The sequence below is a fragment of the Pseudomonas sp. NFACC51 genome, assembly GCF_900103575.1.
GTDB classification, from domain to species: Bacteria; Pseudomonadota; Gammaproteobacteria; order Pseudomonadales; family Pseudomonadaceae; genus Aquipseudomonas; species Aquipseudomonas fluorescens_Q.
The window spans coordinates 408,119-422,122 of record NZ_FMXH01000004.1 but is presented as its reverse complement, the minus strand read 5'-3'; the positions used below and the strand labels follow the sequence as shown (position 1 = coordinate 422,122).

Sequence of the window (14,004 nt, the reverse complement as noted above, 5' to 3'; positions counted from 1 at the left end):
GTTACCCAGAAATCCCCCCTAAAGGCCTGGATCATGAGCAAGCAACCCTCCCTGAGCTACAAGGACGCCGGTGTAGACATCGACGCCGGTGAAGCATTGGTCGAACGCATCAAGAGCGTCGCCAAGCGCACTGCGCGTCCGGAAGTCATGGGCGGCCTGGGCGGTTTCGGCGCCCTCTGCGAGATCCCGGCCGGCTACAAGCAACCGGTCCTGGTCTCGGGCACCGACGGTGTCGGCACCAAGCTGCGCCTGGCCCTGAACCTGAACAAGCACGACAGCATCGGCATCGACCTGGTGGCCATGTGCGTGAACGACCTGGTGGTCTGCGGCGCCGAGCCGCTGTTCTTCCTCGACTACTACGCCACCGGCAAACTGAACGTCGACACCGCCGCCCAGGTGGTGACCGGCATCGGCGCCGGCTGTGAATTGGCCGGCTGCTCCCTGGTCGGCGGCGAAACCGCTGAAATGCCTGGCATGTATGAAGGCGAAGACTACGATCTGGCCGGCTTCTGCGTCGGCGTCGTGGAAAAGGCCGAGATCATCGACGGCTCGAAAGTCGCCGCTGGCGATGCCCTGCTCGCCCTGCCGTCCTCCGGCCCGCACTCCAACGGCTACTCGCTGATCCGCAAGATCATCGAAGTCTCGGGTGCCGACATCGAAAACACCCAGCTCGCCGGCAAGCCACTGGCCGACCTGCTGATGGCCCCGACCCGCATCTACGTCAAGCCGCTGCTCAAGCTGATCAAGGACACCGGCGCCGTCAAGGCCATGGCCCACATCACCGGTGGTGGCCTGCTGGACAACATCCCGCGCGTGCTGCCAAAAGGCGCCCAGGCCGTGGTCGACGTGGCGAGCTGGACCCGCCCGGCGGTGTTCGACTGGCTGCAAGAGAAAGGCAATGTCGATGAAACCGAAATGCACCGCGTGCTGAACTGCGGCGTGGGCATGGTCATCTGCGTGGCCCAGGAGCACGTCGAGACCGCCCTGAACGTATTGCGTGAAGCTGGCGAGCAGCCTTGGGTCATCGGCCAGATCGCTACCGCGGCCGAAGGCGCTGCACAGGTCGAGCTGAAAAACCTTAAGGCGCATTGATGTCCGCAACCTGTGACGTGGTGGTGCTGCTGTCCGGCACCGGCAGTAATTTGCAGGCCCTGATCGACAGCACCCGGACCGGCGACAGCCCGGTCCGTATCCGCGCGGTAATCTCCAACCGCGCCGATGCCTATGGCCTGCAACGCGCCAAGGACGCGGGGATCGACACCCGCGTCCTGGATCACAAGGCGTTCGAGGGCCGCGAAGCCTTCGACGCCGCGTTGATCGAACAGATCGACACCTTCAATCCGCAACTGGTGGTCCTCGCTGGCTTCATGCGCATCCTCAGCGCCGGCTTCGTGCGTCACTACCAGGGCCGCCTGTTCAATATCCATCCTTCGCTGCTACCCAAATACAAAGGGTTACACACTCACCAGCGGGCGCTGGAGGCCGGAGACACGGAGCATGGCTGCTCGGTGCACTTTGTCACCGAGGAACTCGATGGCGGACCACTGGTCGTACAGGCAGTAATACCGGTAGAGTTGCACGACACGCCGCAAAGCCTGGCGCAACGGGTTCACGCCCGCGAGCACCAGATCTACCCGATGGCCGTGCGTTGGTTTGCCGAAGGAAGGCTGACCCTCGACGATCGCGGAGCCTCACTGGACGGCCAGTTGCTCGCCGCCAGCGGCCATTTGATTCGATACTAGGAGATTTTATGCGTCGCGCCCTGCTCTTCGCTTGCGCTCTGCTTGCCCTGCCCCTGGCACAGGCTGCGGAACTACAACCGTTCTCCGCCAGCTATACCGCCGACTGGAAACAATTGCCCATGAGCGGCACCGCCGAGCGCAGCCTGACCAAGGAAGCCAACGGCACCTGGAAGCTGAGCTTCAAGGCTTCGATGATGATCGCCAGCCTGACCGAAGAAAGCACCCTGACCCTGGACAAGGACACGCTGCTGCCACAGTCCTACCACTTCGAACGCGGTGGCCTGGGCAAAGCCAAGAAGGCCGACCTGGACTTCGATTGGAACACCAAGATGGTCACCGGCACCGATCGCGGCGACGCGGTCAAGCTGCCGCTCAACCGTGGCATGGTCGATAAATCCACCTATCAACTGGCCCTGCAGCACGACGTGGCGGCCGGCAAGAAAAGCATGAGCTATCAGGTCGTCGATGATGGCGAGATCGATACTTATGACTTCCGCGTGCTGGGCTCGGAAAAAGTCGACACCAAGGCCGGCCAGATCGACGCGATCAAGGTCGAGCGCGTGCGCGACCCGACACAAAGCAAGCGCATCACCGTGCTCTGGTTCGCCAAGGACTGGGACTACCTGCTGGTGCGCCTGCAACAGGTCGAGACCGACGGCAAGGAGTACAACATCATGCTCCTGGACGGCACGGTCAACGGCAAGGCTGTGAAAGGCAGCTGATCGACGCAAACATCAGGAAGCCCCGCCATGCGGGGCTTTTTATTGCCTGGATTTCAAGCTCCCACAGGATTTGTATTCATGGAGGATTGCGACATGAAATCTTCTTCATGAAAAACACCTGCGACCGAATGCCGCGCACCACTTGGCCTGCAGGATTATGGCGCTTTCCATGAAAACTTCTTAACGAACCGGGGCATTTACTTAGCACGCTATCCAAATCTATAACAAAGTCCTGCACACGCCTTGCTGCAGATAACAGAGATTGGAGCTTGCAAGATGACTGTGAAAGTAACTGAACGCGATGACGCCCATATGTCCCACGAAGGCATTGCCGCCGGTATCCGGATCTGGGATGTGCATCAACAGGATTTGCTGGTGGGGATGTTCCACTCGGAGACGGATGCCCATAGCTACAAGGCTGAGCTGGAGCGCGAGGAACGGCTGCGCTCGCGAGAAATGACGGAATCCTGAACGACACGGGGACCCTGTGGCGAGGGAGCTTGCTCCCGCTGGGCTGCATAGCAGCCCTTTCTTGTGAGCGCCTCGCACTCAAGCGGGAGCAAGCTCCCTCGCCACGGATCGTTTTTTCAGGTTGCCGGCGTTACCACATCAAATCATCCGGAATCTGATACGCCGCGTACGGATCATCGGCATCCACTTCTTCGGTCTGGGTGTTGAGCTGGACGATGCGCTTGGGATCGCGTTCCTGGATCTTCAGGGCCGCCTCGCGCGGGATCACTTCGTAACCGCCGGCATGGTGGACGATCGCCAACGAGCCGCTGCTCAGCTTGTTGCGCATCAGGGTGTTGACCGAGATGCGCTTGACCTTCTTGTCGTCGACGAAGTTGTAGTAATCCTCGGTGGTCAGCTTCGGCAGGCGCGAGACTTCGATCAATTGCTTGATCTGCGCGGCCCGGGCCTTCTGCTCGACCTTTTCCTGCTGCTGCCGGTTGAGTTCCTGGTCGCGCTTGACCTTCTCGGCCATGGCCTCTTGGGCCGCACGCTGCTGGGAATCATCCAGTTCGATCTGGCCTTTGTGGGCCAGGCGCTGCTGCTTCTGTTTCTCTTTGCCGACCTGCTTGGCCTGCTTTTGGTTGACCAGCCCTGCTTTGAGCAACTGGTCGCGAAGGGAAAGGCTCATGGTGCTTACTCACTTAGGCAACGGCCTCAGCCACAGCTGGGCAAATTCTTTTCCTGACGTTTGGCTTCGCCCCACAAGGCGTCCAACTCTTCGAGGGTGCAATCTTCCATGGGACGGTGGGTGTCGCGCAATGCCTGTTCGATAAATCGGAACCGTCGTTCGAACTTCCCGTTGGCGCCACGCAGGGCGGTTTCCGGGTCGACCTTGAGGTGGCGAGCCAGGTTCACCACGCTGAACAGCAAGTCACCGATCTCGTCGCTGATAGCCACCGGATCGTTGCCGGCCATGGCTTCAAGCACTTCGTCCAGCTCCTCCCGGACCTTGTCGAGCACCGGCAACGGGCCTGGCCAGTCGAAACCGACCTGCGCCGCACGCTTTTGCAACTTCGCCGAACGGGACAACGCTGGCAAGGCCGTTGGCACATCGTCGAGCAACGACAACTGCTCGGGCGCGGCGGCTTTCTCGGCCCGCTCCTCTGCCTTGATCTCTTCCCAGCGCTGCTTGACCTGCTCTTCACTCAGGCGCGGGATGTCCACTGGCGCGTAAAGGTCACTGGTAGGAAACACATGGGGATGACGACGGATCAGCTTGCGGGTGATGCTGTCGACCACCCCGGCGAATTCGAAACGGTTTTCTTCCCGGGCCAGTTGGCTGTAATACACCACTTGGAACAACAAGTCGCCCAACTCGCCCTGCAAATGATCGAAGTCGCCGCGCTCGATGGCATCGGCCACTTCGTAGGCTTCTTCAAGCGTATGAGGAACGATGGTCGCGTAGGTTTGCTGGATGTCCCACGGGCAGCCGTACTGCGGGTCCCGCAGGCGATTCATCAGGTGGAGCAGGTCTTCGAGGCTATACATCAATCCATCTCATCACAAAATAACCCTGTGGGAGCGGGCTTGCTCGCGATGGCGGCCGGTCAGTGATGGACCGCTATCGCGAGCAAGCTCGCTCCCACATGTTTGGACTGCGCTTAACCTGGCGTCCGGTTACGCCGGGTCTCGATGATGTTCGGCAACTGGGAAATCCGCCCCAGCAACCGCCCCAGCGCATCCAGCCCTGGGATCTCGATGGTCAGCGACATCAGCGCGGTGTTGTCTTCCTTGTTCGAACGGGTGTTGACCGCCAGCACGTTGATCCGCTCGTTCAGCAACACCTGGGACACGTCACGCAGCAGGCCGGAGCGGTCGTAGGCGCGGATGACGATGTCCACCGGGTAGGTGAGCACCGGTACCGGGCCCCAACTGACCTGGATGATCCGCTCCGGCTCGCGACCGGCCAGTTGCAGCACCGAGGCACAGTCCTGGCGGTGAATGCTCACGCCACGGCCCTGGGTGATGTAGCCGACGATCGCGTCCCCCGGCAACGGCTGGCAGCAGCCGGCCATCTGGGTCATCAGGTTGCCCACGCCCTGGATCTGAATATCGCCGCGCTTGCCTGGCTTGTAACCGGTGGCCTTGCGTGGGATCAGTTCCAGTTGCTCGTTGCCGCGTTCCGGCTCCACCAGTTGCTGGGCCAGGTTGACCAGTTGCGCCAGGCGCAGATCGCCGGCGCCGAGGGCGGCGAACATGTCTTCGGCGGTTTTCATGTTGGCTTTTTCGGCCAGCTTGTCGAAATCCACCTGCGGCAGGCCCAGGCGACCGAGTTCGCGCTCGAGCAGGGTCTTGCCAGCGGCGACGTTCTGGTCGCGGGCCTGCAACTTGAACCAGTGGACGATTTTCGCCCGCGCCCGCGACGTGGTGATGTAGCCCAGGTTCGGGTTCAGCCAGTCGCGGCTCGGCGTACCGTGCTTGCTGGTGATGATCTCGACCTGTTCACCGGTCTGCAGACTGTAGTTGAGCGGTACGATCCGCCCGTTGATCTTGGCGCCACGGCAGTTGTGGCCGATCTCGGTGTGGACCCGGTAGGCAAAGTCCAGCGGCGTCGCGCCCTTGGGCAGGTCGATGGCATGGCCGTCGGGGGTGAAGATATAGACCCGGTCCGGCTCGATATCGACCCGCAGCTGTTCGGCCAGGCCGCCGATGTCACCCAATTCCTCGTGCCACTCCAGCACCTGACGCAGCCAGGAGATCTTCTCTTCGTAGTGATTGGAGCCGGACTTGACGTCGGTGCCCTTGTATTTCCAGTGGGCGCAGACGCCCAGCTCGGCCTCTTCGTGCATGGCGTGGGTGCGGATCTGCACTTCCAGCACCTTGCCTTCGGGGCCGATCACTGCGGTGTGCAGCGAGCGATAGCCGTTTTCCTTGGGGTTGGCGATGTAGTCGTCGAACTCCTTCGGAATGTGCCGCCACAAGGTATGGACGATCCCCAGCGCGGTGTAGCAGTCGCGCATTTCCGGGACCAGGACGCGAACGGCGCGAACGTCGTAGATCTGGCTGAATTCCAGGCCCTTGCGCTGCATTTTTCGCCAGATCGAGTAGATGTGCTTGGCCCGGCCACTGATGTCGGCTACCACGCCGGTTGCCTGCAACTCTTCGCGCAACTGGGTCATCACATCGGTGATGAAACGCTCGCGATCCAGGCGCCGCTCATGCAACAGCTTGGCGATCTGTTTGTATTGATCCGGCTCCAGGTAGCGGAAGGACAGGTCCTCCAGCTCCCACTTGATGTGACCGATGCCGAGACGGTGGGCCAGGGGGGCATAGATGTCGAACACCTCCCGGGCGACGCGATTGCGTTTTTCGTCATCGGCAGACTTCACGGCGCGGATGGCGCAGGTACGTTCGGCCAGCTTGATCAGCGCGACGCGCACGTCGTCAACCATCGCCACCAGCATCTTGCGCAGGTTTTCCACCTGGCCCTGGGTGCCCAGCACCATGGACTGGCGCGGGCTGAGGCTGGCGCTGATGGCGGCCATGCGCAGCACGCCATCGATCAGCTTGGCGACCACCGTGCCGAAGCGCTGGCTGACCACCGGTAGCTGGATCTGGCCTTCGCGCACGCCGCGGTACAACACCGCCGCCACCAGGGAGTCCTGGTCGAGCTTGAGGTCAGCAAGAATTTCGGCGATCTCCAGGCCCGTCTGGAAACTCGAGGTGCCTTCGGACCACAGGTTCTTCGCTGCGTTATGTTGCTGCTCCGCCTCACGAGCGAACTCGCAGGCGGCCTTCAAGGCTTCGCGATCCAGAGCCATGTCGACGCTGACCGCATGATCGAGCCAAGCCTCGAGATTGATACTGCCGTCGGTGTTGATCGGCTGGTGTGCTCTCACCTGTACCATCTTTACTTACCTTCCCTACGACGCAGATTCAATGCGTCAACTTCGCTGACCTTCATGCCCGTGTTTACGCCCAGGGCTGTGGCGAGTTGGCACGAACGGGTCAGTCGGACAAGCCATCCTGGCTCGCTTCAAATAACGCCATGGCCTCGACATGCGCCGTTTGAGGAAACATATCGAGAATCCCGGCACGTTTTAACCGGTAGCCCTGCTTGATCAGTTCGACCGTATCCCGGGCCAAAGTTGCCGGGTTGCACGATACATAGACCAACCGTTTGGCACCCAGGGACGACAGTTTGCGCACCACCTCGAAAGCACCGTCACGGGGTGGGTCCAAGAGTACCGCAGAAAAGCCTTCGCCGATCCATTGGGCATCAGCCAGAGGCTGGGATAAATCGGCCTGAAAAAAGGCCGTGTTATTCAAATTGTTACTGACGGCATTGGCCGCCGCACGATCCACCATGGTCTGCACGCCTTCGACAGCCACCACCTGGCGCACGCTTTGGGCCAGCGGCAAGGCAAAGTTGCCCAGGCCGCAGAACAGATCCAGCACCCGTTCCTCGGCTCGCGGTGCCAGCCATTGCAGGGCCTGGGCGATCATCGCCTCGTTGACCCCGGCGTTCACCTGGATGAAATCCCCCGGTCGGTAAGCCAGCTCAAGGTCCCAGGCATCCAGGCGAAACCCGAGAGCTTGCCCGGGCTCGACCGGTTGCGGCTCACCTTCACCGTGCAACCACAACTGGGCTTCATGGAACGCGCAGAAGTCCTTGAGGATCGTCAGGTCGGCCTCCGACAGCGGCGCCATGTGGCGCAGCAATACCGCGAGGGACGAACCGGCGAACAATTCCACATGCCCCAACGCCTGGGGTTTGCTCAAGCGACGCAGCATCTCCGGCAGGCGGCTCATGATCGGCTGCAAGGGCTGTACCAGCACCGGGCAATCACCGATGGCGACGATGTCCTGGCTGCCGACGGCGCGGAAACCGACTTCGAGTTTTTTCGCCTTCTGGTCCCAACGCACCGCCACGCGGGCGCGACGCCGGTAACCGAATTCCGGCCCGCTCAAGGGCGCGGCCCATTCCTCTGGCACCACCCCGGCCACCCGCGACAACTGCTCGGCGAGCATGCGCTGTTTCAGGGCGAGTTGTTCGTCATGGGGCAAATGTTGGACGCTGCAACCGCCGCAGCGACCAGCATGGACGCACGGCGCCGCACGTCGCAGTTCACTGGGCAGGAACACGCGCTCGGTACGGGCCTCGACCACTTTGCCATGGGCACCGAGCACCCGCGCCTCGACTTCTTCGCCGGCCAGGGCGCCTATGACAAACCAGGTGCGCCCTTCAATAAAGGCGATGCCCCGACCGTCGTTGGCCAGGCGCTCGATGGTCAGGCGCTGCTTCTTGCCGGTGGGCACTTGCGGGGCCCGGCTTCCGCCGCTGGGCTGGAAGCGCAGGCCTCTCTCTTGCTTGGCCATCAGTTGGGCGCGTCGAAAATGCCGGTCGACAGGTAACGGTCGCCACGGTCGCAGATGATCGCGACGATCACCGCATTTTCAACTTCCTTGGACAGGCGCAGCATCCCCGCCACGGCACCGCCCGAAGACACGCCGCAGAAGATGCCCTCCTCGCGCGCCAGGCGACGGGTGGTGTCCTCGGCTTCGCTCTGGGCCATGTCGATGATGCGATCCACGCGGTCGGCCTGGTAGATCTTCGGCAGATATTCCTCGGGCCAGCGACGAATGCCGGGGATGGCCGAGCCTTCCATCGGTTGCAGGCCAATGATCTGCACGTTCGGGTTCTGTTCTTTCAGGTAGCGCGAGGTGCCCATGATGGTGCCGGTGGTGCCCATCGAGCTGACGAAATGGGTGATGGTGCCGTCGGTCTGGCGCCAGATCTCAGGGCCGGTGGAGGTGTAGTGGGCCTCTGGATTGTCGCCGTTGGCGAACTGGTCCAGCACTTTGCCACGCCCCTCGGCCTGCATGCGCTCGGCCAGGTCCCGGGCGCCTTCCATGCCCTGCTCCTGAGTCACCAGGATCAATTCGGCACCGTAGGCTGTCATCGCTGCCTTGCGCTCGGCGCTGGAATTGTCGGGCATGATCAGGATCATCTTGTAGCCCTTGATCGCCGCCGCCATCGCCAGGGCAATACCGGTGTTGCCGGAGGTCGCCTCGATCAGCGTGTCGCCAGGCCGGATCTGCCCGCGCAATTCGCCACGGGTGATCATCGACAGCGCCGGCCGGTCCTTGACCGAACCCGCCGGGTTATTCCCTTCGAGCTTGAGCAAAAGCGTATTAGTGGTCACGCCGGGCAAGCGTTGCAAACGGACCAGCGGAGTGTTGCCGACGCAATCGGCGATGGTTGGGTACTGCAGAGTCATGGCGTATTCGCAATCCGGACTGCGGGGGCGCCTATCATACCGGCAAACCTGGCGCGGCCATATCACGCAAAGTAAGGGGGTTATGGCTTATGGGAATAAGCGAGCCAAGATGTGACGAGTGAGCTTGCTTCCGCCTGCCGGCGTAGCGGCCTCAAGCTATTTTCTGAGTGGCAGGGGCGAGGAGGCTGCACATCGGCTGAAACTCATCGCTAACGTCGCGGACATGAACAGTGAACGAAGTCTGATGGGGGGACCTTACACATGGAGGCGCCCCCCCTACCCTCAACATCCAAACCTATACCCTCTGGACGTCAAATATCCCATCGACTTTTTGGTGATCCGAGGTCTTCACATCAAAATGACCTCTGTACTTGCTTTTCGTCTCGATGGTGTCAAGGGTCAAGGCTCCGGTTGCCGCCTCCCCCTGGAAACCGTAGAACGACATATATATCCAGATACCATGTTCCTTGATCTCATAGGTACCAGGTGCTGTCAGTGAGCTGAACTGCACGATGACAATACCCTCCCCTATGAGCCCCACAATGGAGTGACCGGGTTGATCCAGGATATGAACATCCTCGGTTTTCGTAACCTGTCCATTAAGCGAGATAGTTATTGAGCCTTTCGCATCAAGTCGGGGTGCAATCTTTACAGCTTTCAATCTTTCTTCTGCATGCTTGGTATTCATGTTGTTCTCCCGTTGTTTCTATGCAGTTCAACGAGACCGAGCTTAAACAGAAGAACAAAAACAACACCTGTTAACGTTGACAGGCCCGACCGAAGGTCCGATGGGCGAGTCTGAGCGGACACAGGCCCGGAGGTTGCTTGCCAGGTCATTACAGGACTGGCAGTACGGATGCGCGGGCAGGCATGATTTTTACGAAGATCGCCCGCCCGCAAATCGCTACACTGCGCAGGTATTGCGTGCTGGATGCGCGCACCGCTCAATCAGACGCTGGATGCAGGAGACAAGTGTGCTCAAGAAACTGGGAATCAAAGGCCGCGTGCTGTTGCTGACCCTGTTGCCAACCAGCCTGATGGCGCTGGTCCTGGGCGGCTATTTCACCTGGATGCAGCAATCGGAGCTGCATGCCCAGTTGTTGCAACGCGGTGAAATGATCGCCGAACAACTTGCGCCGCTGGTCGCCCCAGCCATGAGCCGCCAGGACATCGATCTACTGGAGCGCATCGCCACCCAGTCCCTCGAACAGGCGGACGTGCGCGCCGTCACCTTCCTCGCCCCCGACCGCGTACCACTGGCCCACGCCGGCCCGACCATGCTCAACCGGGCGCCGGAGGGCAACAGCACGCAGCTACTGCAACGCACTGGCAACGACGCCACGCGCTACTTGCTGCCGGTATTCGGCAAGCACCGCAACCTGGCGGGGGAACTGATTCCCGAAGAAGCCGACCGCCTGTTGGGCTGGGTCGAGTTGGAGTTGTCCCACAGCGGTATGTTGCTGCGCGGCTATCGCAGCCTGTTCGCCAGCCTGCTGCTGATCGCCGCTGGCCTGTGCCTGACCGGCTTGCTGGCCCTGCGCATGGGCCGCACGATTAACCGCCCACTGAGCCAGATCAAGCAGGCCGTGGCACAACTCAAGGACGGTCACCTGGAAACCCGCCTGCCGCCGCTGGGCAGCCAGGAGCTGGACGAATTGGCCTCGGGCATCAACCGCATGGCCAGTACCTTGCAGAACGCCCAGGAAGAATTGCAGCACAGCATCGACCAGGCCACCGAGGACGTGCGCCAGAACCTGGAAACCATCGAGATCCAGAACATCGAGCTGGACCTGGCTCGCAAGGAAGCCCTGGAAGCGAGCCGGATCAAATCCGAGTTCCTGGCGAACATGAGCCATGAAATCCGCACGCCGCTCAACGGTATCCTCGGCTTTACCCACCTGTTGCAGAAAAGCGAACTGACCCCACGCCAGCTCGACTACCTGGGTACCATTGAAAAATCCGCCGACAGCCTGCTGGGGATCATCAACGAGATCCTCGACTTTTCGAAGATCGAGGCCGGCAAGCTGGTACTCGACAGCATTCCGTTCAACTTGCGCGACCTGCTGCAGGACACCCTGACCATCCTCGCCCCGGCCGCCCACGCCAAGCAGTTGGAACTGGTGAGCCTAGTCTACCGGGACACACCGCTGTCGCTGGTGGGCGATCCACTGCGCCTCAAGCAGATCCTCACCAACCTGGTGAGCAACGCCATCAAGTTCACCCGCGAGGGCACCATCGTCGCCCGGGCCATGCTCGAAGACGAGCACGAAGACAGCGTGCAGTTGCGCATCAGCATCCAGGACACCGGCATCGGCCTGTCCAACCAGGATGTGCGGGCGCTGTTCCAGGCGTTCAGCCAGGCTGACAACTCGCTGTCGCGGCAACCGGGGGGCACCGGCTTGGGCCTGGTGATTTCCAAGCGCCTGGTGGAACAGATGGGCGGGGAAATCGGCGTCGACAGCACACCGGGCGAAGGCTCGGAGTTCTGGATCAGCCTGCGCCTGCCCAAGACCCGTGACGATGCCGAGGACCTGCCCGGCCCACCGTTGCTGGGCCGGCGTGTAGCGGTGCTGGAGAATCACGAACTGGCCCGCCAGGCCTTGCAGCACCAGCTTGAAGACTGTGGCCTGCAAGTGACGCCGTTCAACACCCTGGAAAGCTTGACCAACGGTATCACCATCGCCCATCAGACCGATCAGGCGATCGACCTGGCCGTGCTGGGCATCACCAGCAACGACATGCCACCGGAGCGCCTCAACCAACACATCTGGGACCTTGAGCACCTGGGCTGCAAAGTACTCGTGCTGTGCCCCACCACCGAACAGACCCTGTATCACCTCTCGGTGCCCAACCCTCACAGCCAGCTCCAGGCCAAGCCGGCCTGCACCCGCAAGTTGCGCCGCGCGCTTTCCGACCTGGTCAACCCGCGCCCGACCCGCAGCGACCCCCACGAACCGGTTTCCAGCCGCGCCCCGAAAGTGCTGTGCGTGGACGACAACCCGGCCAACCTGCTGCTGGTGCAGACCCTGCTCGAAGACATGGGCGCCAAGGTGCTGGCTGTGGAAAGCGGTTATGCGGCGGTCAAGGCCGTGCAGAAGGAAACCTTCGACCTGGTCTTGATGGACGTGCAGATGCCCGGCATGGACGGTCGCCAGAGCACCGAGGCGGTCCGCCAGTGGGAAAGCGAGCGGCACTGCACACCGCTGCCGATCGTCGCCCTCACCGCCCACGCCATGGCCAACGAAAAGCGCGCCCTGCTGCAAAGTGGCATGGATGATTACCTGACCAAACCCATCAGCGAGCGGCAACTGGCCCAGGTGGTGCTCAAATGGACTGGCCTGGCCCTGCGCAACCAGTCACCGGAGCGCAGCGGCGATGCCCCGGGCGGCAGCGAACTGTTGGTGCTCGATCACGAAGAAGGCCTTCGCCTGGCCGCCGGCAAGGCTGACCTGGCGGCGGACATGCTGGCGATGCTGCTGGCCTCCCTGGAAGCCGACCGCGAAGCGATCCGCCAGGCCATCGAGGCCAACGATCACAACGCACTGATCGAACGCGTCCACCGCCTGCACGGCGCCACCCGCTACTGCGGCGTACCGCAATTGCGGGCGGCCTGCCAGCGCAGCGAAACCCTGCTCAAGCAACAGGATCCCAAGGCCGCCGACGCCCTGGAAGAATTGGAGCGGGCCATCAACCGCCTGGCCAGCGAGGCGCGTATCAGCGCCTGATCCAGGGCAATGGCGACCGGAGCGATGGCGGTTAAGCTGGGTCTATTCCAATGCCAGGAGGCCGCCATGCGCGTGATTTTTTTCAGCAGCCAGACCTACGACCGCGACAGTTTCACCAAGGCCCCGACGCCCGCAGGCCTTCAATTGCAATTCCAGCCCGCCCGCCTGAACCTCGACACCGTGGCCCTGGCCGAACGGCATGAAGTGGTGTGTGCCTTCATCAACGATGACCTCAGCGCCCCGGTGCTGGAGCAACTGGCCGAAGGCGGCACGCGGCTGATTGCCCTGCGCTCGGCCGGCTACAACCACGTCGACCTGCTCGCCGCCCAGCGCCTGGGCTTGAGCATCGTCCGGGTGCCGGCCTACTCGCCCCATGCCGTGGCCGAACATGCCGTGGCATTGATCATGGCCCTCAATCGCTGCCTGCACCGCGCTTACAACCGCACCCGGGACGGCAATTTCAGCCTTCATGGGCTGACCGGGTTCGATCTGGTGGGCAAGACCGTTGGCGTGATCGGCACCGGGCAGATCGGCGCGACGTTCGCACGGATCATGGCAGGCTTCGGCTGCCAGTTGCTGGCCTATGACCCCTACCCCAACCCGCAGGTCGAAGCCTTGGGCGCCCGCTACCTGCCCTTGGCCGAGCTGCTCGCGCAGGCGCAGATCATCAGCCTGCATTGCCCGCTCAATGAACAAAGCCGACACCTGATCAATGCCCAATCGCTTGCTGCGATGCAACGCGGCGCCATGCTGATCAATACCGGGCGTGGCGGCCTGGTGGACACACCGGCCTTGATCGAGGCGTTGAAAAGCGGCCAGCTGGGCTATCTGGGCCTGGATGTCTACGAGGAAGAAGCCCAGCTGTTTTTCAAGGACCGCTCCGACCTGCCCTTGCAGGACGACGTGCTGGCCCGGCTGTTGACCTTCCCCAACGTGATCGTCACCGCTCACCAGGCGTTCCTGACCCATGAAGCCTTGGCGGCGATTGCCATGACCACCCTGGACAACATCGCCGCCTGGGCAGCCGGCACGCCGCAAAACCTGGTGGATGGCTGATCCGCTCTAGCCAGCCCCCCCCTGT

General features: G+C 62.0%; 12 protein-coding genes. 6 read left to right on the top strand and 6 right to left on the bottom strand.

Annotated features, from left to right (window positions below; genetic code table 11):
- The first annotated feature begins 33 nt into the window (after positions 1–33).
- The 4 genes from purM to BLT00_RS11380 all read left to right on the top strand — a co-directional run bounded on the left by purM (position 34) and on the right by BLT00_RS11380 (position 2,935).
- Positions 34–1,092 (top strand): phosphoribosylformylglycinamidine cyclo-ligase, encoded by a 1,059-nt coding sequence (purM, locus tag BLT00_RS11395; protein ID WP_092145288.1) that lies wholly within the window; start codon positions 34–36, stop codon positions 1,090–1,092.
- On the top strand, positions 1,092–1,742 hold the full coding sequence (purN, locus tag BLT00_RS11390) for a phosphoribosylglycinamide formyltransferase (RefSeq protein ID WP_003204660.1): 651 nt from the start codon (positions 1,092–1,094) through the stop codon (positions 1,740–1,742). Before purM ends, purN begins: the two co-directional genes overlap by 1 nt.
- Positions 1,743–1,750: 8 nt before the next feature.
- Complete coding sequence (locus BLT00_RS11385; RefSeq protein WP_063324753.1) at positions 1,751–2,464, top strand: DUF3108 domain-containing protein; 714 nt, start codon at positions 1,751–1,753, stop codon at positions 2,462–2,464.
- A gap of 276 nt (positions 2,465–2,740) precedes the next feature.
- A complete protein-coding gene (locus BLT00_RS11380; RefSeq protein WP_092145286.1) occupies positions 2,741–2,935 on the top strand; it encodes a hypothetical protein in 195 nt (64 codons plus the stop codon).
- A 130-nt stretch (positions 2,936–3,065) separates the two neighbouring features.
- On the opposite strand, the gene BLT00_RS11375 is transcribed toward BLT00_RS11380, so the two are convergent.
- The 6 genes from BLT00_RS11375 to BLT00_RS11350 all read right to left on the bottom strand — a co-directional run bounded on the left by BLT00_RS11375 (position 3,066) and on the right by BLT00_RS11350 (position 9,886).
- Positions 3,066–3,605 carry a DUF2058 domain-containing protein gene (locus BLT00_RS11375; protein ID WP_053124301.1) on the bottom strand — a complete coding sequence of 180 codons (540 nt, stop codon included), beginning with the start codon at positions 3,603–3,605 and terminating at the stop codon, positions 3,066–3,068.
- A gap of 26 nt (positions 3,606–3,631) precedes the next feature.
- Positions 3,632–4,465, bottom strand: a complete 834-nt coding sequence (gene mazG / locus BLT00_RS11370) for a nucleoside triphosphate pyrophosphohydrolase (RefSeq protein ID WP_092145284.1) — start codon at positions 4,463–4,465, stop codon at positions 3,632–3,634.
- A gap of 113 nt (positions 4,466–4,578) precedes the next feature.
- Positions 4,579–6,825: a GTP diphosphokinase gene (relA, locus tag BLT00_RS11365; RefSeq protein WP_003204671.1), complete on the bottom strand. Its 2,247-nt coding sequence runs from the start codon at positions 6,823–6,825 to the stop codon at positions 4,579–4,581.
- 100 nt (positions 6,826–6,925) lie between these two features.
- The gene (rlmD, locus tag BLT00_RS11360) at positions 6,926–8,296 is read right to left on the bottom strand and encodes a 23S rRNA (uracil(1939)-C(5))-methyltransferase RlmD (RefSeq protein ID WP_092145282.1); all 1,371 of its coding nucleotides are present in this window, start codon (positions 8,294–8,296) and stop codon (positions 6,926–6,928) included.
- The gene (gene cysM, locus BLT00_RS11355; protein ID WP_063324750.1) at positions 8,296–9,198 is read right to left on the bottom strand and encodes a cysteine synthase CysM; all 903 of its coding nucleotides are present in this window, start codon (positions 9,196–9,198) and stop codon (positions 8,296–8,298) included. Before cysM ends, rlmD begins: the two co-directional genes overlap by 1 nt.
- 295 nt (positions 9,199–9,493) lie before the next feature.
- Entirely contained in the window at positions 9,494–9,886 is a 393-nt protein-coding gene (locus BLT00_RS11350) for a hypothetical protein (RefSeq protein ID WP_072346484.1), read from the bottom strand.
- Positions 9,887–10,172: 286 nt separating this feature from the next.
- On the opposite strand from BLT00_RS11350, the gene BLT00_RS11345 reads away from it, so the two are divergent.
- A complete protein-coding gene (locus BLT00_RS11345) occupies positions 10,173–12,923 on the top strand; it encodes a response regulator (RefSeq protein WP_063325240.1) in 2,751 nt (916 codons plus the stop codon).
- Between the two features lie 66 nt (positions 12,924–12,989).
- Positions 12,990–13,979, top strand: coding sequence for a 2-hydroxyacid dehydrogenase (locus BLT00_RS11340; protein ID WP_063324748.1), 990 nt, complete (start codon positions 12,990–12,992; stop codon positions 13,977–13,979).
- The last annotated feature ends 25 nt before the right edge of the window (positions 13,980–14,004 follow it).